Source organism: Bacillus salipaludis (assembly GCF_030938565.1).
Lineage (GTDB): Bacteria > Bacillota > Bacilli > Bacillales > Cytobacillaceae > Neobacillus > Neobacillus salipaludis_A.
The window spans coordinates 4,462,350-4,484,243 of record NZ_JAVGVR010000001.1 but is presented as its reverse complement, the minus strand read 5'-3'; the positions used below and the strand labels follow the sequence as shown (position 1 = coordinate 4,484,243).

The window sequence follows — 21,894 nt, the reverse complement described above, 5'->3', positions numbered from 1 at the left end:
CTTTCCTCATCCTATCTGATTTTGTCATACCTATCATGATAAACATTCGTTTTTGTAATGTGTGTAAGTATGATAAATTATTTCTATTAATTATTCAAGTTAGGAAAGGAAAAGGTGTATGACGATGTATTTTGTGAGTGATATTATGCAAAAAAACCAGACAGCTACAAGTCTCTTAAAAGTAGGGTTGAATGATGAAATCTAAAATTCAGTTTATATTATCAATGATTATTTTCGGTACAATTGGTTTAGTTGTTCGAAACATTGGTCTATCTTCGAGTGAAAGAGCTTTACTTAGCAGTTTCATAGGATGCATATTTTTACTGTTAATATTCTTCATGATTAAGAAAAAAATATCATGGAAAGTAGTTAAATCAAATGCTTTATTTTTGATTCTTTCAGGTATTGCATTGGGAGGAAATTGGATTTTTCTTTATCAATCGTATGACCATACGACAATTGCCAATGCAACGCTAGGTTATTACTTTGCACCTGTTTTTGTGATGATTCTTTCTCCTTTTGTACTTCGGGAACAATTATCCATCAAGAAAATTGTGTGTATTGGTGTAGCAATCATAGGGATGTTAATGATTGTAGGGGAGGGATTGAGAGCATACAGCTCAGATGATCTGCTTGGACTTTCCTTTGGATTAATCGCAGCTGCATTTTATGCTGCGTTATTGCTTTTAAATCAATTTATTAAGGATATGGGAAAGTTAGAGCTGACCATCATTCAGCTTGGAACAACCACTTTACTTCTAATGCCATATGTATTCTTGACTTCCGGCTTTGGTATCTTTGAAGTATCAAGCTCTTCCATTCCTTTTATTTTAATTTTAGGGATTATCAATACAGGGATTGGGTTTTGGTTATTTTTCTCTGGTATGGAAGGATTAAAAGGACAGAGTATAGCTATGCTAAGTTATGTAGATCCATTTGTAGCTATATTGATTTCCGCCATTATCCTGCAAGAACAAATGACAATTGTTCAGGTGCTTGGTGGTGTACTACTATTAGGCTCTACATTTGTTAGTGAAATTAGATCATTCCACTGTTCAAATCAATTAATGAAAACACCAGCTGAATAAAGTTAAAAACAGTGAAGGCATTGGTGTCCCACTGTTTTTTATTTTAAGTATGATTAAGTGTTATTTCCATATTCCATTCATTTCCCGGAGTCATGCCAAACTTTGTCATTCCATATAATAAAGAAAGTTAACAATGCGGGAATAAATTCACAAGACTGATAGAGGGTTAAGAATACTGACCGGTAGAAGGTGACAAATATGGAAGCCATCATCCTAGCTGCTGGATACTCCAGCCGAGCGAATGCATTTAAGCTGACGTTGCCACTGGGGCAAAAGACCGTCTTGGAGCAAACCATCTCTAAATTTGAAGGGATATGTAGCAGGGTCATCGTCGTAGCCGGGTTTCAAGCGGAAATCATCCAAGAGGAAATCGCAAAAATCAGCAGTAAGAATGCCTATTCTTTTCAAATCAAGTTTGTCTATAATGAAAACTTTACCCAGGGGATGTTTCGTTCCATTCAAGCAGGCTGCAAGGAAGTACAGGGCACAACCTTCCTGCTAACACCTGGAGATTATCCGCTTGTTAAAAATGAGACCATTCAGCTAATCGCAAAATCCAAAGGGAACGTCGTCATTCCCAGCTTTCATTATAAAGGTGGTCACCCCATCAAATTATCAAGTGAAGTGAAACAGGAAATTCTTGAAACTCATCCAGATCGAAATTTGCGTGAGGTTCTCAACCATTACGAAAAGAACTATATGAATGTAGAGGATCCAGGAGTATTAATGGATGTGGATACGCAGGAGGATTACCAAAAAGCCCTAAGTTATTTTAAAGCTTAAATTTCTCAATATTTTTCCGTTTAATCCATGCAGTTTCATTCGATTAGCTTTCCAGGTCGAATGAAGCTGCATTTTAATTGCTTTTTATTTTCATAAAAATTAATCATAAAATAGGTTGCTTATTTATAAAATCGGAAGGAAGAGGTTTCTATCATTCTATGTCCCCTTTTAAAAAACGAGTCGAAGGGTGTTGCTGCCATGAATCTCAAAGACATAAGCATTTCAGTACCCAAAAAGGACCATAAAGGTAAAGTATCAGGTCAATTACCCTATATTAGTGACTTGAAATTAGAAAATATGGTATATGGTGTTTTGTACCGGTCGCCCATAGCATACGGAAAAATCTTATCCATACAATTACCAACCCTCCCGGAAGGATATGAAGCTGTTGGAGCAGAGCATATCCCCGGACCGAATTATGTCAAAATTATCAAAGAAGACCAGCCCATTTTTGCCAATGAGTGGGTCCAGTATATTGGTGAGCCGATTCTGATGCTCGTTGGAAAAGACCTGGATATTCTGTACAGTTTGTTAGATGAAGTAAAGATTGAATTTGAAGAACAACAGGCTATTTATACATTGGACGAAGCGATCCAGCAAAAATCAACATCCGGGGTTATGATGTCTTGCTATGAATTTGGGGAAAGCTTAGAGACTATTTCAACGATCGAGCAGGGGGCTCATCAAATCATCGAAGAAGAATATGATACTGGTTATCAGGAGCACGTCTACCTTGAGCCACAAGGAATGCTCGCCATTTATAAGGAGGATGAAATTGTCGTCCAGGGATCGATGCAATGTCTTTATTATATAAAAAACGCGCTGGTAAACGCTTTAGCGTGTGGTGACGATGAAGTCAGAGTGGTTCAAAGTCCTACTGGCGGTGGCTTTGGCGGCAAAGAAGATTTTCCCTCGATGATGGCTTGTCACGTCGCAGTTGCTGCAAAAGCAGTTAAAAAATCAGTGATGCTCGTGTTCGACCGTTCTGAGGATATGGTGGTGACGACCAAAAGGCATCCGGCCAAACTAAAATATCGAACGGCCCTTGATCAGAAAGGAAATATTTTGGGCATGTGTGTGGATGTTTTTCTTGATGGCGGAGCCAATGAGGGATTGAGCTCTGTCGTATTACAGCGCGCCTTAATAAATAGTGCCGGTGTTTATAAAATTCCTCATTTTCATGCAAAAGGATATGTCTTAAAAACCAATACTGTTCCCAACGGAGCCTTCAGAGGCTTTGGAGCTCCACAAAGCTTTGCTGGAATCGAGAGTCATATGGGACATCTTAGTAAACTAGCAAACATCGATCCACTTGAATATAAACGAAAATACCTCGTCAAACAAGGAGACCCCACGATTACTAAAGGAAATTTCCGCGACCCAATCTTAATGGAAGAAATGATTGAGGATTTGCTAACCAAATCTGAATATAAAAGGAAAAAAGAGGAGTTTCAGCGTTTAAATCAACAAAGCCAGCGCTATAAAAAGGGCATCGGAACCTCGTTGTTCCTCCACGGCTGTGGATTTACCGGCAGTGGCGAACGTGATCATATTAAAGCAACGGTGAAACTGGTTAAATCAAAAGACGGAATGGTTATGATAAAAATCTCGAATTCTGATATGGGACAAGGAATTTATACGACGCTAAGTAAAATTGTTGCCAAAGAACTCGACCTCCCATTTGAGAGAGTTTTATACCCTAATCCCGATACAAAAGAGGTTCCCGACTCCGGTCCGACTGTTGCCTCTAGGACGACGATGATTGTCGGAAAATTGCTTGAACGGGCCGCAAAAAAACTGAAGGAACAGTGGAAAAAGGGGGTCGAACAGGAAGTAGTCGAGCATTATGTTCACCGTGAAATGATTCCTTGGAACGAATCGAACTTCACTGGAGATGCCTACCCTGCTTATTCATGGGGAACCAATATCGTAGAAGTAGAAGTGGATACAGTAACAGGAAATGTAAAGTTAGAAAAAGTCTACGGCAATTATGAAGTTGGGAAGGTCATCGATGAACTGATTATGAAAGGCCAAATTGACGGTGGTTTAGCTCAGGGACTAGCGTACGGTTATCTAGAAAAGATGACGTCAAAACAAGGCAGAATCCAGCAAAAAAGCATATCGGATTATGGTCCGCCGACTTCATTGGACGTTGTTACAATTGAAAGCAAGGTCTTCGATAACCCCTATGCTGATGGTCCATACGGGGCGAAGGGCGCAGGTGAATTAACCTTAATCGGCGGTGCTCCAGCAGTCCAAGCGGCGATCGAGGATGCATTGCAAATGTCTTTTCAGCAAATTCCGATTACACCGGAAGTCATTATGGAAAGTCTTCTATTGAAAGAAGGTGAAGAGGGATGATTAAATTCACACTAAATGGAAGAATCGTAGAAACGGACGCCCCTCCTACAGTAAGATTACTTGATTTAATAAGAGATGAGTTTGAGTTAATCGGAACGAAGGAAGGCTGTGGGGAAGGGGAGTGCGGAGCCTGCAGTGTTTTTGTAAATAACCTCCTGCAAAACAGCTGCCTTATTCCCATTGGCTCGATTGCTGGTGCTGATATTCAAACGATTGAAGGGATCATTGAAACGGAACAATTTAAGATTTTAGATGAAAGCTATTCTATTGCTGGTGGCGTGCAATGTGGCTATTGCATTCCAGGGATGATTATGGCAAGTGCAGCTTTGTTATCAAAAAATGCTCATCCTTCAGAGGCTGAAATTCGTGAAGGGATTTCCGGAAATCTGTGCCGATGTACCGGCTACAATATGATTGTAGATGCGATTAACCTAGCAGCTAAGAAAGGTGACGGCTTATGGCAGAAAAAATAGCCGCGTACCGTTTCGAACGTTTAGACCAAACCTTGAGCCAATTGAATCGAGAAGACTGTGCCATCATCGCCGGTGGTACAGACGTCATGGTTCTTCATAAAAGTGGAAGAGGAGTACCCCTGAAAATCCCGAAACCGATTGTTTTTATTGATCATCTTTCCGAATTAAAGCAGATATATCAAAACCAAAAGGATCTCCACATCGGGGCCTGCTGTACCTATAGTGAATTACTTGAACATCCATTAATTCCCGGATCATTAAAGAAAGCCATTCAAACTATTGCTGCCCCGGCCATTCGAAACAGAGGAACATTAGGTGGTAATATTTGCAACGCCTCTCCAGCCGGTGATACACTTCCGTTATTATATGTATACAATGCAAAGCTTCTGTTACGCTCCATAAATGGGGAACGCACCGCTAGGATCAGTGATTTTATTCAAGGTCCACGACGGATTCAACGCTTTCACAATGAAATCGTAGCGGAGATTATTCTTCCTTCTATTTTAGAAGAAGATTCTCAGGTCGTTTTTGAGAAAGTCGGCAACCGAAACGCAGATGCCATTGCCAAAGTATCGTTTGCGGGTTTCATCAAGATAAGCAAAGATCGAATCGATGACATTCGCTTGGCCTTCGGGGCGGTCGGACCTACGATGGTCCGTTCCCTTGATATTGAGAAGATGTTGGTTGGAAAACCGATTCCATTAGCCGATGCAGACATCGCGACGATTGTGGCAGCATTTGAAAAGATTATTCGGCCCATCGACGATCAACGCTCCACTGCGGATTACAGAAAAACGGTAGCGTTAAATCTTTTACGTTATTTTCTCAACCAGAAGCACGATCAAACGAATTCATTTTCTTAAAAAAGGGGGGAGATCTTCATGCTGCTGATGGAAAAAGTAGCCTTATTGACACGGCAAAATGAAACCTTTGCTTTAGCCATGATTATTGAATCAAAGGGTTCTACTCCCAGGCATGTAGGGAAAATGATTGTTTACCGTGATGGTACGATAGAAGGGACTGTCGGAGGGGGCTTGGCTGAACACTATGTGATCGAAGAATGTGTAAAGGCGATCGAAAATGGTCAATCGAATATCGTTGAATATAAATTGAATAAATACGCAAAAGACGGGATCGACATGGATTGTGGCGGTACGGTACGGGTTTTTATTGAAGTGTATACCAGCAGGCCAGAACTCGTTCTGGTTGGAGCCGGTCATATAGGCTACGCTGTGGCAAAGCTTGCTGATTTCCTGGAATATCCCTATTGCATTGTCGATGATCGTGTGGATTATTGTACTAGGGAACGCTTTCCCCATGCGGCTAACCTTTTTGTGAATGAAGATATTGAAAAGGCTTTGCTCGCAGCCAATCTAAATGAAAAGTCCTATGTGGCGATTTTTACAAAGGATTGTGATGATATTGCCTTAAAAACTGCACTACAATTTCCGTGTGCCTATATTGGAATGGTTGCCAGTAAACGAAGAGCCATCCATGTATTTGAAAAACTAAAAAGTGAAGGGGTCACACCAGAACAGTTGGAACAGGTTCATTCCCCAATTGGATTGAAAATTGGATCAGAAACATCGGAAGAAATTGCTATCGGGATTATCGGAGAAATCATCAAAGTCAACAGGGAAAAAAGGACTTTGAAAGTGAAACAATTAAATAGGTGACCAGGGGACCCGTAACCGGAGTGACGGTTCCTCTGGTTTTTTTTCGTTGGGAAAAAACTATGGGAATTCTCCCTGCGAAATTTTCTAATTAGTAACAAGTAGCATGGGAATTTAGCGGGTATAATTCAATAAGAATGCTGCCGTTGCGGCAGCAAATTATTTAAGGAAAGCCCCTGATATGAGTGAATTCCGCTAGTGAAGATGATTTTATTGCTTTTTCAATTCATTAACAATTTCATTAATGCGTTTTTCCACTTCATAAAGGTTCTTCTGCATCCGTTCACGTCGACTGGTTAAGACCTGTAATTCCTGTTTCAATTCTTCTGATTTGCTCATGATTTCCCTCCGGATTATGATATATCATTAATATGCCAGCAAAGAAACCATTTTAATATAAATCGTTAAAATCTTCAATTGCTTTTTTTAATGGATTAATTTTAAATTTTCCAGTAATAAAGAGGTGTGTGGTAAACCCTGCAACGATTAGCACAACTTCCTTGGGAAAAACGTTTTTGAAGTGATGGAAGGCGGGATAATTGGAAACAAACTAGGTAACGGATATAATCGGATTAGATTACAAAATACGGGAGGGGATTTGAAGTGCCACATTTATTTATTCGTGGAATAACAGTTGAGCAGGTGAAAACCATTAGTAAACCACTCGTACAGGAATTAGCGGATCTTTGTGCCTGCGGGACGGACAATTTCACACTCGAGGTTGTCCATTCAACTTTTGTTTTTGATGGAAACGAGGTGCCGGGATATCCATTTATTGAAGTGAAATGGTTTGAAAGAGGGCAGGAAATTCGGGACGAATTTGCGAATATTATCACGAAACAGGTTCACTCGCTCGAGATCCCGGAAGTAGAAGTTGCTTTTAGTACGTTTAGAGAATCTGATTATTATTTAAATGGGAAGAGTTTTGCGGAAGAATAATCTTTATAAACCGGAGGGAAAGGTATGAATCCAAATATATTAAGACATCCAGGGCCGACACCAATTCCTAAAAAAGTTGAACTGGCCATGGCGCAGGATATGATTAGTCATCGTACGGAGGAATTTGTTAAGTTATATCAAGAAACAACACATCGAGTGAAGCCTATTTTCGGAACAAAGCAAGATATTTTGCTTTTGCCATCAGGGGGAACAGCTGCGTTAGAAGCGGCAGCGGTCAATACTGTTTCTCCAGGAGAAGAAGTAGTCGTCATCACGGTTGGCGCCTTCGGTGATTACTTCGTTTCAATTTGTGAGAAATACGGCTTTCATGTACATAAGCTTGCAAAGAATTGGGGCGAGGCCTGTACGGAAGAAGATCTGACTGAATTTTTGAAGCCGTTATCCAACATTAAAGCTGTTTTTGCTACTTATAATGAAACTTCTACCGGAATCTTAAACCCGATCAATCAATTAGGCAAGGTGGTGCGCACTCATACAGAAGCACTCTTCATTGTCGATGGGGTGAGCTGTATTGGCGGTGCTCCAGCTGAAATGGACGAATGGGGCATCGATATTCTCGTAACAGGTTCACAAAAAGCGATGATGCTTCCACCAGGACTTTCGCTTTTAAGTGTAAGTGAAAGAGCCTGGAAAGTGATCGAGGCGAATCCTACACCTGCGTATTATTTAAATTTATTGAGTTATCGGGAGTGGGCTTCAAAAGGGATGACGCCTAACACGCCTGCGATTTCCTTGATTATGGGACTTTCTGCTGTTTGTGACTTAATTGAGGAGGAAGGCGGATTTGTGAAAACCATCGAACGACATGAAGTAATGAAAAGTATGGTTCGTGAAGCCATGAAGGCTCTCTCCATTGGATTATTGACAAGTGATGAGTTTGCCTCGCCAACGATTACTGCAATCCGAACACCGGAAGGTTTGGAGCTACCATCCTTTTTGGAACATTTAAAGAAGAAATATCACCTTGATCTTGCCGGCGGGCTTGGCCATCTGCAAGGTAAAATTTTTAGATTTGGACATATGGGCTATTGCTTCCCAAGTGATATCCTCGAAGCTGTTTCCCTGATCGAAGCAGGGCTACAGGATTTTTCCTATTTATTTGAACATGGGGCAGGAGTTAGGGCGGCACAAAAGGTTTTCTTGTCTACACTAAGCAAGTGATAAGATTTTTACTAACGAACCCTTCGTTTCTATTCAAACGAAGGGTTTTTTAATTCTCCCCATGGAAATTCTAGTTAGTGTTTATAATCTCTTATTAATACCTTCCATTGCTCTTACTTTAAGTGAATTTTCAATGATTATGTCAAGCAGCTTATGATAAGGGATCCCCGCTGCTTGTGCGCTTTTTGGCAACAGGCTATTTTTTGTCATCCCAGGTAATGAATTAAGTTCTAACACATAAGGGATCCCGTTTTGAATCATCATGTCGATTCGGGCATAAACACTACATTTCAATGCTTTATAGCAAGTCATTGCTGCAATTGCGACTCTGGTTTTTGTTTCAGGCGAGAGCTCGACCACCTCTTCAATGGTAGCCGCATCATCATATTTGGAGGTATAATCAAAAAACTCTCCCTTATGACGAATGGAAATCACCGGTAAAAGCTGTCCGTCCAATATCGAACAAGTGATTTCCTCGCCCTTTATACACTTTTCGATCACCACTTCAGCATCCCATTTGAATACTTCAGCAATCGCAGCCGTTACCGAGTCTTGGTCATAAACAATTTTTACTCCTACACTTGAACCACCTGAATTAGGTTTCACCACTACTGGGTAACCCATCTTGTCTAGTTCATCCATATTAAGTTCTTCGATGTTCGTTAGGTGAATCCAATCCGGTGTTTGCACTCCTTCATACCGGATGATTTTTTTCGAGATATTCTTATCCATGCATAAGCTGCTGGACAGGACGTTGCTCCCGGTATAAGGAACTCCAAGGGTTTCAAGGGTACCTTGAATGGTGCCGTCCTCACCGAACTTGCCATGTAGCGCTAGTAGCGCAACATCAAGATTTTTCGCCTTTTCCACTAAATCTTCTTTGTGATCTAGTTGGATCGGTACAATTTCATATTTATTTTTATCTAATTGCACCATCATTTCTTCACCTGTCATGAGCGAAACTTGTTTCTCGGAAGAAACCCCTCCCATAATGACGCCAACTCTCATTTTTTTAGCCCCCATAATGATTTTTTATTGTGTCACCTATGATCGTAATTCCTTGGATAATCTCGCTTTCTTTCAGCCGAGAAAATCCTAATCGTAACGTATGCTTTCCACTATTGTCCGTGTAAAAAACATCGCCTGGAGAAAAAACAACTCCGTTTTGGTAACATTTTTCTAAAAGTTTCCGTGAATCGATGTTGTTTTCTAGTTCTATAAAAAGGTGGAGTCCACCGTCACCCGTTAACCGTTTGAAAGGAATAAGTTGCTTACAATAATGAACAGCTAATTCATACTTTTTTTTATAGACGGATTTCGCTTTTTTAATATACTTCTCAAAGTAGCCATCATTCAAATATTGATATAACACCGCTTGATCCAATGTAGACGTATGAATCGTTCGGGCTCGTTTCATACTTTCCAAGTAATAAATCAACTCTTTGTCTGCTAAAATCCATCCGACCCGCAATCCAGGAAAAAGAATTTTAGAGAAACTGCTAATATAAATGACATGATTGCCGTGTCCGGCGAAGGCAGCCAACGGTGCCAGATGTGACCCTGAGTAACGTAATTCTTCATTAAATCCATCCTCAACAATCGGAAGCTGATAGGCGGAAAACAGCTCCATGATTTCCTTTCTTTTTTCAGAGGACGTTACGATTCCAGTTGGATTATGATAAGACGGAATCAAGTAGGCAAAATCATACTCTTTTTTTGATAAGGAGGTTTCTAACTTCCTAATATTGACCCCGTCATCCTCCATTTCAATTCCATCGATTTCAAAGCCATGTAATCGAAAGAGCTTAAGGGCAGAGTGATGGGTTGGATTTTCACAAATAACACGGCCGTTCTTTTTATTTAAAGAAGATAAAAGGAGATCCAGAGCTTCCGTGAAGCCATTGGTAATTAAAACATCCTTATTTCGAATGTCTACCCCTTTAATTTCCATGTAGTGAAGGAGGTATTCGATCAGTGGTTTATAGCCCTTTGCATATCCATAGTTCAGAACAATGTCTCCCTCAATGGACATCCGATTTAAAAAAGCTCTTTTAAAATTTTCTACATCAAAAAGCTTTTCATCAGGGGCGATACTCGTAAAAGAGATCATTTCCTTATTCCAGCGGACTCCATGCTTCATAAGGTCCATTTCTTCTGCCAAAAAGGATTGGTTATTGATTTTTTCAGTCCAATTCAACTGGATGGATGGGGATTTGAAGGTCTCAACGTGACTTACAAAGTTTCCTTTTCCTTTTACCGCATAGATCATGCCTTCTTGTTCCAAATCCGCATATGCCGTTAGGACGGTGTTTCGGCTGATGGATAATAACGTGCTAAGTTCACGTGTGGATGGAAGCTTTTGGTGCTCAAGTAAATGTCCGTTGGTGATCATTCTTTTTAAATATTCCTTCAGTTGAATATATACAGGACGGCCTTCCGTTAACTTAAAATCGTTAAACACTGCATTCACCCCCTTGCTAACATTTTTACATAACAAGCGCCTTTTGCAAAAGGTCCACACCATATGTATTTTTACGGTGTTGTGGTAGGTGTGTACTGAAGATTATTTTGAAACTAAATTAAATATCCTTTTTGCGAATTGGATGGATGAATTAGACAAGAAGGTGGGGGCTATTTGATGTTTATGAAAGATCGCCTCGGAGGATTACTTAGCATTTAGTATTAACAAGTAGAAAAAGCACCGATCAATGAATCGGTGCTTTTTAACTCTATGCAGCAGCTTTTTCTTCTTTTGCCATGTTGTTCTTTACAAATACTGCTACCACCAAAATGATAGCCATAGCAATCGGAATAACTAAGTGAAAGGAGTCTGGAACTAAGATGTGGAACTTTTCTAATCCTTTATCTTCAACCATCATTTTACCAGCAGCAAAGGTTAATAATCCTGCACCGGCATACACGATGATTGGAAATTTCTCCATTAAATTCATTAGTAATTTGCTACCAAAAATAATGATTGGGATGGAGATGAGAATTCCAATCGCAATCGGTAGAATTCCTTCTGCAACGCTTGATAACGCGATCACATTATCAATAGACATGGCGAAATCGGCAATCGCAATCGTTTTGATTGCTCCTAGAACTTTGTCGGATTGTTTGATATTCGGATCGTCTTCTTCTTTATGTGCGATTAAATTGTAGCTGATTCGCAATAAGATTAAACCGCCCACTAATTGCACGAATGGAAATTCTAGAAATTGAATTAAAATGGTTGCTGCTAGAATCCTTAAAACAATCGCCATTAATGTCCCGCCGAAAATGGCTCGATTTCTCATGTGCTGTGGTACTTTACTCGCAGCTAAGGCGATAACCACTGCATTATCACCCGATAACAGAATATCGATTCCAATTAAACTTAAAATTTGAAGAACCGTCATGTCTTTAATTCCCCCGTATTTATGTATATTTTTTGAACATCTATGATATTGGTATATCATATTTTGGGTGATTTCGGACATAATTTTTATGTACTTAATATGGAAAATCCGACCAAATCTATTTTTTATGGTTATTAGATCGGAAAACGAGAGAATTTAGTGCCCATCCGAGAATATTTGCCGCATATCCGATAGTTAGATCGGAAAACGAGAGTATTGAAAGGTTATCCGAGAGTATTTAACGTTCATCCACGAGTATTTGCCGCATATCCGATAGCTAGATCGAAAAACGAGAGTATTGCTAGGTTATCCGAGAGTATTTAGTGCTCATCCACGAGTATTTGCAGTACAACCGAGAGTTAGATCATCCTGTTTGATCTTCATGCTGGAAATACTTACCCCAACTAAGGTAATCACCCCGCCGACAAGCGTAATCCATGTAGGTACTTCATTTAAGAAAATCCAAGAGATCACAAATGCAGCGACAGGAGTTAAATATAACGAGCTTGTTGCAGCCAATGCACCGGCATTTTCGGTTACATAGGCCATAGCCAAATATGGAAGAACAGTAGGAACCAGCCCCAAATAAATAACCGAAAAAGTAGCAGAATAAGAAGCTGCAGCAATTTCATTTCCTAAACCCGGTAAAAAGATCAGCATGAAAAGTGTACCTGCAAGAATCGTATAAATCGTAAAAGGGATGAAACCGTATTTTTTTAAATAGTTTGATTGAAAGATAAAATAAAAGCTCTCTCCTAAGGCGGCAATCAAAATAAAGATTACCCCTTTTAGATACGCAGTTTGTGGAATTCCTGATCCGAACGAAATCATCGCAACACCTAAAAAGGCGATAATTGAGCCAATCCACCCCATTTTATGAAATTTTTCTTTTGAAAAAACGACTGCTAATATAGCTGAGATTATAGGTGTAGTGGATACGAACAAACTGGCCATTCCGGCACTCACCGTTTCTTCGCCAATACTTAAAGCAGTATGGTAGGTCATGAAACCGAGAAAACCAAGTAAAAGGATGAAGGGGATATCCCTTAAATCTGGTAGTTTAATTTTTTTAACTACCGCAAAAATAATGAGGATAATGGAGCCAATTAATAGCCGGAACAGGGCAAGATGTTCCGGACTATACGATTCTAGTGCAGCCTTGATTCCAGGAAAAGCCGATCCCCATGCAACAATGATCAAACTATATGCAACGAAAAGTCTACCATTCATGATTCTCCCTCATTTCTTTCATATATTGAAGAGTGCCAACCGCCCATTAGGGAAGACGAAATTATAAAATTATAATAAAATATGAAAGAATCGAAATCGCCAACCAATTGAAAAAGAAAAAAACCAACAAATATGAAAGAATGATGTTTATGAATAAAAAGCCTCGATACCTGCAAATCGTTCACTGGATGAGGGAGAAAATTGAACAGGGCGAATGGGTAATTGGGAGTAAAATCCCAACCCAACGTGAAATAGCAGAAAAATTTGGTGTCAACAGAAGTACGGTCATAACGGCAATCGAAATCGTCAAGTCTGAGGGTTTATTGGAGGGAAAAACCGGCAGCGGTATTTATGTCATTCACAATCAATGGTCCCTTAATTCGGAAATGTCTCCCCCAGACTGGAATGATTTAACGAAATGGTCCCTGCAGCCCTCAAGTGTTCATACGGTACAACTGATTAATGAATTAGAAACGAGAAAGGATTTAATCCAACTAAGTAAAGGGGAGCTTGGACCTGACTTGTTTCCTCATTCAGAAATCGCCAAAGCAATGGGGGCAGTCTCAACCCAGATTCAGGATTTTGGGTACGGTGATGGGTTAGGGGATCTGGAATTAAGAAAAGAGATTAGTAGGCATCTCCAAAAAAGCGGCATCAAGATAAAACCGGAATGTATCTTAATCGTCTCAGGCGCCTTACAGGCACTTAAATTAATTACAGTTGGAATATTGAAAAGAGGGTCAACCGTGTTTTTAGAAAACCCTTCGTACTTACATTCCGTCAATGTATTTCCGGCAGAGATGACAATCAAGAGAATCCCTGTCGATGGGAATGGACTAAGAATCGAGGAGTTATTTCAACAAACCTTTACAAGAAACGCCTCTGCCCTGTTTATTAATCCTACCTTTCACAATCCGACAACAACTAGTATGTCACTGGAACAAAGAAAAATCTTGCTAGAAAAATGCCAGCATTATAAGCTGCCCATCATAGAAGATGATATTTTTAGAGATTTATGGATGGATGCACGGCCTCCTGCTCCAATAAAAGTATTAGATAAAAATGGACAAGTTTTATATATTGGCAGTTTTTCAAAAACGATTGCGCCCGGTCTGCGCATTGGCTGGTTGGCGGGACCTGAAGCGGTCATTAAACGCCTTCGGGATGTGAGAATGCAAACCGATTATGGTTCAAGTTATTTGTCTCAGTTACTAGTAAAAGAGCTGCTTGCATCAGGGATGTATGAAAACCATTTAAAGAATGTTAGAACCATCCTTAAAGAGAGAAGAGATTACCTTCTCCAATTACTTACTCTTCATTTAAGTGATGTTGCTTCCTGGTCCAAACCATCAGGGGGATTATTTATTTGGGTTCTTTTTAAGAAAAAGATCAATATGCAAAAACTATTTAAGCAATGTATAAATGAAAATGTGTTAATTAATCCGGGCTATATTTATCATGACCATCAATCATCGATTCGCTTATCGTATTCCTATGCAAGCTTTGAGGAAATGGAAATGGGGATCTTAACCCTAAAAAAGAGTTTGCTGGATGTTGTATAGTTAAATAGTATTTTTAATATATTTATTTTTTTGAAAATTAATAATTGTTGTCTTGACATGATATTTTTCAGTCCATATAATAATGAATGAGGACAGTGGAATTTCGTTAAACTGTCGCTAATTAAGAAAGCGATTACATAAAGTTAAAAAGAGTTGTCCCTATACACATAATATTAACTAAAATCAGACAGACATTGGGCACTTCGTAAGGAATATTCGAAAGTCGAACCTCTTTATTGAAGATAGATGTCTTGTCTGGTTTTTTTTATAACCAAAACAATTAAAAAGAATAGAAGGGAAGGGATCAAGAGGGAGAAATTAAAGGGGAAAAGGTGAAAAATATTAAACTTATATTTCAATAGTAAAGGCGGGACGTGGATGGCAGTTGTTAAAGAGGTAAAAGAGGAAATTCATAATAGTGGAGAGATCACCATTAAACGTAATTTAAAGGCTCGTCATATGACAATGATTGCGATTGGCGGATCAATCGGAACAGGTCTCTTTTTAGCTACGGGAGCTTCCATCCATACGGCTGGACCAGGTGGTGCGCTGCTGGCATATGGATTAATTGGAATTATGGTATATTTTTTAATGACAAGCCTTGGGGAAATGGCTACTCATATGCCGGTTTCCGGATCCTTCGCAACCTATGCCGGCCGGTTTGTAGATCCAGCACTTGGATTTGCATTAGGGTGGAATTATTGGTTTAACTGGGCAGTAACCGTGGCAGTTGAAATTGCGGCATCGGCTATTATTATGAAATTTTGGCTTCCAGATGTTCCAAGCATTGTGTGGAGCGTACTGTTTTTAGGACTTATGTTTTTATTAAATGCTTTATCCGTTAAAAGTTACGGTGAGTCAGAGTATTGGTTCGCACTAATTAAAGTTATTACCATTATTGTTTTCATTGGCGTAGGCCTTCTGACGATTTTCGGTATTTTGGGCGGTGAATCTCTCGGCTTTAAGAATTTTACAATTGGAGATGCTCCTGTACACGGCGGATTTATGTCAATATTAAGTATATTCTTCATTGCCGGGTTCTCGTTCCAAGGAACAGAACTAGTCGGGATTGCTGCTGGGGAAAGTGAAAATCCTGGTAAAAACGTACCAAAAGCTATCCGACAAGTATTTTGGCGTATTCTATTATTCTATATTGGCGCCATTGCCGTAATTGGTCTTGTCATTCCATTTACAAGCCCTCAGCTATTAGGTGGAGACGTTGATAGCATTGCGGTGAGTCCGTTTACTCTCGTATTTGAAAAAGCAGGGATTGCCTTTACCGCTTCTGTCATGAATGCTGTTATATTAACATCCGTTTTATCCTGCGGATCTTCAGGATTATATGCAGCGACACGGATGCTATGGTCGATGGCAAAGGATGGCCAGGCACCTAAATTTTTGCAAAATGTAAACAAGCGTGGTATCCCAATGAATGCCCTTGTTTTAACGACCATTATTGGAGCATTAGCGTTTTTAACTTCAATCTTTGGGGATCAAGTCTATACATGGTTATTAAATGCTTCCGGCTTAACTGGTTTTATTGCTTGGTTAGGTATTGCCATAAGCCACTATCGATTTAGAAAAGCCTATAATGCACAGAGAAAAGACTTGAATCAACTAAAATACAAAGCAAAGTGGTTCCCGTTAGGTCCGCTGCTTGCACTTGCAATGTGTGTCGTGATTATTCTTGGCCAAAACTATCAAGCATTTACGGCCGATAAAATTGATTGGTACGGTGCAGCCGTATCCTATATTGGATTGCCAATCTTTTTAATTGTTTGGCTTGGATATAAAATCGTCCATAAAACGAAAGTAATCCCGCTTAAAGAATGTTCATTTGAAGAAGAGCAATATTAATACAGGAGCAAACCGGACCAGGTTTGAAAAAATGTCCCTCCAGTGTGTAGCTGGAAGGACATTTTTTTAGAATTCAAGCGGAATTTGCCCTCCAGGGATGTCCGGTTTTTTTGCGTTCATTTTTTTAGGAGTTTAGGAAAAGATATTCGGTAAAGGAAAAATATTGGAGGGAATCAAGATGCCTGAACTTCCCGAAATGGAGAATTACCGAAGATTATTAAATCAACGGATTGCTGACCACGTCATTACAGATGTGCAAATTAACCGTGAAAAATCTATTAATGTAAAGCCCGAACTTTTTATAAACAGCGTTCTTCACCAAAAGGTTACGACCGTTGACCGGAGAGCCAAGCATTTGCTTTTCCATCTTCAAAATGGACAAGTCCTGTTATTGCATTTAATGCTTGGCGGGTGGATGTTTTACGGGACAGAGGAAGAAAAACCGAAACGGACGATTCAAATTCGATTATCCTTTGGGTATCAGCATTTATATTTCATCGGACTACGGCTTGGCTATCTACATTTATATAATGAAAATGCCGTGCAGCAAGAGTTATCTGATTTAGGCCCGGAACCACTGGAAAGCAGCTTTACTTTAGAAGCATTTTTGAAATTAATGGATCATAAGCGTGGAAAAATTAAGGCTAAGCTTCTTGACCAAGGATTTATTGCTGGGATTGGGAATTGCTATTCAGATGAAATCTGCTATCATTCCGGAATATTGCCAACAAGGGAAATCCAAGAGATACGGGATGAAGAGAAAAGCCATTTGTTTGATTCGATGAAAAATGTACTGACCGATGCCCTTAATCATGGGGGATATTTAGAAAATCCATTTTTTATTGGAGATACAAAGACAGGGAGCTATAACCAGTTTTGCAAGGTGTATGATCGTGAAAAGCAGCCTTGCTTTCGCTGCCGAACACCGATTGAAAAAACAACCATTGCATCACGAAAATCCTTTTTCTGTCCTGTTTGTCAAAAATGAGGCTCACCTCCTTGAGGGAGCCTTTTTAAAGGGAAATTTTTAATAGTTTTGAAAATTGTCGAAAATAGTATAAATAAATGTTTCGCATTTTGGTTAAATGTAATATACTATATGTAAATAAGTATAACACATTTAAAAAACTCCGTCAGATTAGGACCTATTTTTTTGAGAGGAGGGCGGAAGTTATTAAACTAACAAAACGACAGGATGAAATCTTGCAAATTGTAAAAGCAAGCGGACCAATTACCGGGAAGGAAATTGCCGAGAAACTATCGTTGACAAGGGCAGCTCTAAGGCCTGACCTGGCTATTTTAACGATGTCCGGAAATTTGGATGCAAGACCCCGGGTGGGCTATTTTTATAATCAGGAATTAGAAGTAAAACAACATGCAGAAAAGTTTTTACACCAACAAGTAAGTGATTTTAAAGCCCACCCAATTGTTGTTGAAAAATCCACCTCAGTTTATGACGCAATTGTTCAGCTTTTTTTAGAGGATGTCGGCACACTTTATGCGGTTGATGAGGAAGGAAACCTAGCAGGGGTCATTTCCCGGAAGGATTTGCTTCGAACCGCAATTGGTAATCAAAACCTCAATGAGCTCCCTGTTAGTGTCATCATGACACGGATGCCGAACATCGTTACCATTCGCCCAGAAGAAACCTTGCTAGAAGCAGCAAAAAAGATGATTAATAATCATATTGATTCCCTACCCGTTGTGAAGGAAGTGGATGACCATACATATTTACTTGTAGGTCGGATTACCAAGACAACGATTACACGTGCATACCTTGAAATAATGGACCAAAAACTTGGTTGAGGAGAGTGGCAGGAATTTTGGATCAAAAAGAAGTGGTCTATGTTGTATCAGACTCAGTTGGGGAAACGGCTGAGCTTGTGGTAAAAGCGGTGGCTACTCAATTTAATGGGGGCCATGTGGAAATCCGCCGCAATTCCTATGTGGAGGATTTTGAAGATATTGAAGATGTGATTTCATTGGCAAAAGAGGGCCATTCGATTATCGCTTATACCATCGTTGTTCCAACCTTAAAGGATTATTTGGATCAGCGGGCTGGAGAAGAGGGGATTTATGCAGTTGACTTATTAAATCCTTTAATGAATGCCTTTACAACAAGATTTAATAAAACCCCCCATCACCAGCCTGGCATGATGAGAAAATTGGACGAGGAGTATTTCCGTAAAATTGAGGCCATCGAGTTTGCAGTTAAATATGATGATGGCCGTGATCCTCGGGGAATTACCAAGGCGGATATCGTGTTAATAGGCGTATCAAGAACATCTAAAACACCGCTTTCCATGTATTTGGCACATAAACGCTTTAAAGTAGCGAATGTTCCATTGGTTCCAGAGGTTCCGCCTCCGGATGAATTATTCGAAATACCGCGCCGAAATTGTATTGGTTTAATCATTTCTCCGGATAAATTAAATGAAATCCGGAAAGAACGCTTAAAAGCACTAGGACTTGGTTCGAAGGCAAGCTACGCGAGCTTTGAACGAATTTTGGACGAACTAGAGCATGCAGAAAAAATCATGAAACGTGTTGGCTGCCCGATTATTAATGTTTCCAATAAAGCAATTGAGGAAACAGCCGGTCTCATTTTAGATATTTTAAAAAAAGAGAGGAGCTTTTAATCAATGGAAAAATACGTATACCTTTTTCATGAGGGAAATGGCGATAAGAAAGAATTGCTTGGAGGTAAGGGTGCAAACCTAGCGGAAATGACGCGGATTGGCCTTCCTGTACCTTATGGATTTACGATTTCTACACAGGCATGTAACGCATACTATGATTCTGGCAAAAAAATTCCCGCTTTAGTAGAGGCTCAGGCATTAGAAGCACTTAGCCGTTTGGAAGAAAAAATGGGGAAACGATTGGGCGATGCGCAAAATCCATTACTTGTTTCTGTACGTTCCGGTTCTGTTTTTTCGATGCCGGGAATGATGGATACGGTTCTAAACCTTGGGATGAATGATGAAACCGTTGTGGGAATGGCAAAGTTAACAAACAATCCTCGGTTTGCATATGATTCCTATCGCCGTTTTATCCAAATGTTCAGCAATGTTGTGTTAGATATCGATACGTATTATTTCGAACAATTTTTAGAAGAAGTTCGTGAGCATAAAGGCTATAGCTCTGATCCTGAAATGAGTGCTGAAGACTGGCAGGAAGTGATTGTCGGTTATAAATCAATCGTCAAAAAGCATACAAGAAAAGAGTTTCCACAGGATCCAAAAGAGCAGCTATTCTTAGCCATTAATGCCGTGTTCGATTCCTGGAATAATCAGCGTGCAATTGTATACCGCCGCTTAAACAAAATCCCGGATCACTTAGGAACGGCTGTTAATATTCAAAGCATGGTTTTCGGTAATATGGGAAATGACTCAGGTACAGGGGTCGCGTTCACACGAAATCCTTCGACTGGTGAACATGTTCTATATGGTGAATACTTGATTAATGCACAGGGCGAAGATGTTGTGGCTGGAATTCGTACACCACAGCCAATTGCAACACTAAAGGACGAAATGCCGGAAGTTTACCAGCAATTCACGGAAACGTGCAAACGCTTGGAACAGCATTATCAGGAAATGCAGGATATTGAATTCACCGTTGAGCGCGGAAAACTATTTATCTTGCAAACTCGTAATGGAAAACGGACTGCACAGGCGGCCATCCGCATTGCCGTTGAAATGGTGGCAGAAGGTATTATTGATAAAAAGACCGCGTTGCTTCGAGTGGACCCAGATCAACTAAATCAATTGCTGCACCGCCGCATTGATGATAAATACCAGCGTACATTGTTAGCGAAAGGCTTACCGGCTTCACCAGGTGCGGCAACTGGCCAGGTTGTCTTTGATGCAGATGAAGCAGAACAACTAGGTAATGAGGGTAAAAAGGTCATTTTGGTCCGTCCGGAAACGACACCAGATGACATTCATGGGATTGTTGCATCGCAGGCAATTTTAACGAGCCGCGGCGGCATGACAAGCCATGCTGCTGTTGTCGCAAGAGGGATGGGGAAAGCTTGTATTTGCGGTTGTGAGCCATTGAAAATTGATTTGAAAGCGAAGCAATTTACGGTTGGTGAAACGGTTGTAAAATACCGTGAAACCATTACAATTGACGGTTCAACTGGTGAGATTATGCTTGGTGAAATTCCAATGATTGATCCTGAGTTATCAGATGAGTTCCAATTATTGTTAGCATGGGCGGACCAAGAGCGCAAAATTGGTGTTCGTGCCAATGCGGATAATCCTGAGGATGCTCAAAAAGCGTTTGATTTCGGTGCAGGTGGAATTGGTTTGTGCCGTACAGAGCATATGTTTATGGATTTAAAGCGAATTCCAATTGTCCAAAAAATGATTTTAGCGGAGAACTATGCTGAGCGGATGGAAGCTCTTGATGAGTTATTGCCAATGCAGCAGGGCGATTTTGAAGGAATCTTTGAAGCGATGCAAGGGCATCCGGTTACGATTCGCTTGCTAGACCCGCCATTACATGAATTCTTACCGGATAAAGAGGAGCTTTTAGTCGAAGTAACAAAGCTGCAAATTTTAAATCCGGGTTCTACAGAATTAAAGGAAAAAGAATTATTGCTTAAAAAGGTTCGCCAATTGGATGAGTTCAACCCAATGCTCGGCCACCGCGGCTGCCGTTTGGGAATGATTTTTCCAGAAATTTACGATATGCAGGCCAAAGCGATTTTCTATGCTGCGGCAAAGCTAGCTGACAAGGGAATGGAAGTAAAGCCTGAAATCATGATTCCTCTTGTCGGTCATGTGAATGAACTGAAGGAAATGCGTCAATTGGTGGTTGATGCCGGTGTTCGTATTCAAGAGGAAACGGGTAAACAGTTTGATTACACAGTTGGGACGATGATTGAGATCCCGCGTGCTGCGTTAACGGCGGATCAGATTGCGGAGGAAGCTGATTTCTTCTCGTTTGGTACGAATGATTTAACACAAACGACTTTCGGTTATAGCCGTGATGATGCGGAAGGAAAGTTCTTGCAGGCGTATATCGAGCATAAGGTGCTTCCGGATAATCCGTTTGCTGTGCTTGATCAAGATGGCGTAGGGAAATTGGTTGAGATGGGCGTGAAGCTTGGCCGTGGAACGAAGCCTACTTTAAAAACAGGTATTTGCGGCGAGCATGGCGGTGAAAAGAGTTCGATTGATTTCTGCTATAGAACCGGCTTGGATTATGTCAGCTGTTCACCATACCGTGTGCCACTGGCTCGTCTTGCAGCAGCACAAGCGACGATTCGTCATGAAAATAAAGAAGAGGTTTATACAACAGCATAAGGTTTGTTGGATAGAGCGGCTCCTTTTTGGGGGCCGTTC

At 40.3% G+C, this 21,894-nt stretch carries 19 protein-coding genes; 14 read left to right on the top strand and 5 right to left on the bottom strand.

Annotated elements, in window-relative coordinates:
- The first annotated feature begins 194 nt into the window (after nucleotides 1-194).
- From RCG21_RS22090 to RCG21_RS22065, 6 genes are all read left to right on the top strand, one after another.
- Entirely contained in the window at nucleotides 195-1,088 is an 894-nt protein-coding gene (locus RCG21_RS22090; RefSeq protein ID WP_133338698.1) for a DMT family transporter, read from the top strand.
- Between the two features lie 198 nt (nucleotides 1,089-1,286).
- Nucleotides 1,287-1,871, top strand: a complete 585-nt coding sequence (locus tag RCG21_RS22085) for a nucleotidyltransferase family protein (RefSeq protein ID WP_133338700.1) — start codon at nucleotides 1,287-1,289, stop codon at nucleotides 1,869-1,871.
- Between the two features lie 198 nt (nucleotides 1,872-2,069).
- Nucleotides 2,070-4,232, top strand: a complete 2,163-nt coding sequence (locus tag RCG21_RS22080) for a xanthine dehydrogenase family protein molybdopterin-binding subunit (protein WP_133338702.1) — start codon at nucleotides 2,070-2,072, stop codon at nucleotides 4,230-4,232.
- Nucleotides 4,229-4,705, top strand: a complete 477-nt coding sequence (locus RCG21_RS22075) for a (2Fe-2S)-binding protein (protein WP_133338704.1) — start codon at nucleotides 4,229-4,231, stop codon at nucleotides 4,703-4,705. The genes RCG21_RS22080 and RCG21_RS22075 overlap by 4 nt, the downstream gene beginning before the upstream one ends.
- Nucleotides 4,690-5,568 carry an FAD binding domain-containing protein gene (locus tag RCG21_RS22070; RefSeq protein WP_133338706.1) on the top strand — a complete coding sequence of 293 codons (879 nt, stop codon included), beginning with the start codon at nucleotides 4,690-4,692 and terminating at the stop codon, nucleotides 5,566-5,568. The genes RCG21_RS22075 and RCG21_RS22070 overlap by 16 nt, the downstream gene beginning before the upstream one ends.
- Nucleotides 5,569-5,586: 18 nt before the next feature.
- The gene (locus tag RCG21_RS22065; protein ID WP_133338708.1) at nucleotides 5,587-6,381 is read left to right on the top strand and encodes an XdhC family protein; all 795 of its coding nucleotides are present in this window, start codon (nucleotides 5,587-5,589) and stop codon (nucleotides 6,379-6,381) included.
- Nucleotides 6,382-6,588: 207 nt separating this feature from the next.
- On the opposite strand, the gene RCG21_RS22060 is transcribed toward RCG21_RS22065, so the two are convergent.
- Nucleotides 6,589-6,717, bottom strand: a complete 129-nt coding sequence (locus tag RCG21_RS22060) for a hypothetical protein (RefSeq protein WP_268884133.1) — start codon at nucleotides 6,715-6,717, stop codon at nucleotides 6,589-6,591.
- 264 nt (nucleotides 6,718-6,981) lie between these two features.
- Here RCG21_RS22060 and RCG21_RS22055 point away from each other — a divergent pair, with 264 nt between their 5' ends.
- Together RCG21_RS22055 and RCG21_RS22050 are read left to right on the top strand one after the other, a co-directional pair.
- Nucleotides 6,982-7,317: a DUF1904 family protein gene (locus tag RCG21_RS22055; RefSeq protein WP_133338710.1), complete on the top strand. Its 336-nt coding sequence runs from the start codon at nucleotides 6,982-6,984 to the stop codon at nucleotides 7,315-7,317.
- Between the two features lie 24 nt (nucleotides 7,318-7,341).
- The gene (locus RCG21_RS22050; RefSeq protein ID WP_133338712.1) at nucleotides 7,342-8,499 is read left to right on the top strand and encodes a pyridoxal-phosphate-dependent aminotransferase family protein; all 1,158 of its coding nucleotides are present in this window, start codon (nucleotides 7,342-7,344) and stop codon (nucleotides 8,497-8,499) included.
- An 81-nt stretch (nucleotides 8,500-8,580) separates the two neighbouring features.
- Here RCG21_RS22050 and RCG21_RS22045 read toward each other — a convergent pair whose 3' ends face one another.
- The 4 genes from RCG21_RS22045 to RCG21_RS22030 all read right to left on the bottom strand — a co-directional run bounded on the left by RCG21_RS22045 (nucleotide 8,581) and on the right by RCG21_RS22030 (nucleotide 13,127).
- The gene (locus RCG21_RS22045) at nucleotides 8,581-9,507 is read right to left on the bottom strand and encodes a D-alanine--D-alanine ligase (RefSeq protein ID WP_133338714.1); all 927 of its coding nucleotides are present in this window, start codon (nucleotides 9,505-9,507) and stop codon (nucleotides 8,581-8,583) included.
- A gap of 4 nt (nucleotides 9,508-9,511) precedes the next feature.
- Entirely contained in the window at nucleotides 9,512-10,960 is a 1,449-nt protein-coding gene (gene pdxR, locus RCG21_RS22040; protein WP_133338716.1) for a MocR-like pyridoxine biosynthesis transcription factor PdxR, read from the bottom strand.
- A gap of 268 nt (nucleotides 10,961-11,228) precedes the next feature.
- Nucleotides 11,229-11,897 carry a YjbE family putative metal transport protein gene (locus tag RCG21_RS22035; RefSeq protein ID WP_133338718.1) on the bottom strand — a complete coding sequence of 223 codons (669 nt, stop codon included), beginning with the start codon at nucleotides 11,895-11,897 and terminating at the stop codon, nucleotides 11,229-11,231.
- A 327-nt stretch (nucleotides 11,898-12,224) separates the two neighbouring features.
- Nucleotides 12,225-13,127, bottom strand: a complete 903-nt coding sequence (locus tag RCG21_RS22030) for a DMT family transporter (protein ID WP_308913786.1) — start codon at nucleotides 13,125-13,127, stop codon at nucleotides 12,225-12,227.
- A gap of 149 nt (nucleotides 13,128-13,276) precedes the next feature.
- Between RCG21_RS22030 and RCG21_RS22025 the strand changes: the two genes are divergently transcribed.
- The 6 genes from RCG21_RS22025 (at nucleotide 13,277) to ppdK (ending at nucleotide 21,855) form a co-directional block, all read left to right on the top strand.
- A complete protein-coding gene (locus tag RCG21_RS22025) occupies nucleotides 13,277-14,689 on the top strand; it encodes an aminotransferase-like domain-containing protein (RefSeq protein WP_308913785.1) in 1,413 nt (470 codons plus the stop codon).
- Nucleotides 14,690-15,067: 378 nt separating this feature from the next.
- The gene (locus RCG21_RS22020) at nucleotides 15,068-16,546 is read left to right on the top strand and encodes an amino acid permease (protein ID WP_308913784.1); all 1,479 of its coding nucleotides are present in this window, start codon (nucleotides 15,068-15,070) and stop codon (nucleotides 16,544-16,546) included.
- A 178-nt stretch (nucleotides 16,547-16,724) separates the two neighbouring features.
- The gene (gene mutM, locus RCG21_RS22015; protein ID WP_308913783.1) at nucleotides 16,725-17,534 is read left to right on the top strand and encodes a bifunctional DNA-formamidopyrimidine glycosylase/DNA-(apurinic or apyrimidinic site) lyase; all 810 of its coding nucleotides are present in this window, start codon (nucleotides 16,725-16,727) and stop codon (nucleotides 17,532-17,534) included.
- Between the two features lie 185 nt (nucleotides 17,535-17,719).
- A complete protein-coding gene (gene ccpN, locus RCG21_RS22010; RefSeq protein ID WP_235824922.1) occupies nucleotides 17,720-18,352 on the top strand; it encodes a transcriptional regulator CcpN in 633 nt (210 codons plus the stop codon).
- Between the two features lie 17 nt (nucleotides 18,353-18,369).
- Nucleotides 18,370-19,185 (top strand): pyruvate, water dikinase regulatory protein, encoded by an 816-nt coding sequence (locus RCG21_RS22005; RefSeq protein ID WP_133338756.1) that lies wholly within the window; start codon nucleotides 18,370-18,372, stop codon nucleotides 19,183-19,185.
- Between the two features lie 3 nt (nucleotides 19,186-19,188).
- Nucleotides 19,189-21,855, top strand: a complete 2,667-nt coding sequence (ppdK, locus tag RCG21_RS22000) for a pyruvate, phosphate dikinase (protein ID WP_133338728.1) — start codon at nucleotides 19,189-19,191, stop codon at nucleotides 21,853-21,855.
- The last annotated feature ends 39 nt before the right edge of the window (nucleotides 21,856-21,894 follow it).

Coding starts and splice junctions, on each gene's coding strand:
- RCG21_RS22070 (WP_133338706.1), top strand. CDS start 4,690: ATGGCAGAAAAAATAGCCGCGTACCGTTTCGAACGTTTAGACCAAACC.
- RCG21_RS22050 (WP_133338712.1), top strand. CDS start 7,342: ATGAATCCAAATATATTAAGACATCCAGGGCCGACACCAATTCCTAAA.
- RCG21_RS22090 (WP_133338698.1), top strand. CDS start 195: ATGAAATCTAAAATTCAGTTTATATTATCAATGATTATTTTCGGTACA.
- RCG21_RS22065 (WP_133338708.1), top strand. CDS start 5,587: ATGCTGCTGATGGAAAAAGTAGCCTTATTGACACGGCAAAATGAAACC.
- RCG21_RS22060 (WP_268884133.1), bottom strand. CDS start 6,717: ATGAGCAAATCAGAAGAATTGAAACAGGAATTACAGGTCTTAACCAGT.
- RCG21_RS22045 (WP_133338714.1), bottom strand. CDS start 9,507: ATGAGAGTTGGCGTCATTATGGGAGGGGTTTCTTCCGAGAAACAAGTT.
- RCG21_RS22025 (WP_308913785.1), top strand. CDS start 13,277: ATGAATAAAAAGCCTCGATACCTGCAAATCGTTCACTGGATGAGGGAG.
- RCG21_RS22080 (WP_133338702.1), top strand. CDS start 2,070: ATGAATCTCAAAGACATAAGCATTTCAGTACCCAAAAAGGACCATAAA.
- RCG21_RS22035 (WP_133338718.1), bottom strand. CDS start 11,897: ATGACGGTTCTTCAAATTTTAAGTTTAATTGGAATCGATATTCTGTTA.
- RCG21_RS22075 (WP_133338704.1), top strand. CDS start 4,229: ATGATTAAATTCACACTAAATGGAAGAATCGTAGAAACGGACGCCCCT.
- RCG21_RS22030 (WP_308913786.1), bottom strand. CDS start 13,127: ATGAATGGTAGACTTTTCGTTGCATATAGTTTGATCATTGTTGCATGG.
- ppdK (WP_133338728.1), top strand. CDS start 19,189: ATGGAAAAATACGTATACCTTTTTCATGAGGGAAATGGCGATAAGAAA.
- RCG21_RS22020 (WP_308913784.1), top strand. CDS start 15,068: ATGGCAGTTGTTAAAGAGGTAAAAGAGGAAATTCATAATAGTGGAGAG.
- mutM (WP_308913783.1), top strand. CDS start 16,725: ATGCCTGAACTTCCCGAAATGGAGAATTACCGAAGATTATTAAATCAA.
- RCG21_RS22085 (WP_133338700.1), top strand. CDS start 1,287: ATGGAAGCCATCATCCTAGCTGCTGGATACTCCAGCCGAGCGAATGCA.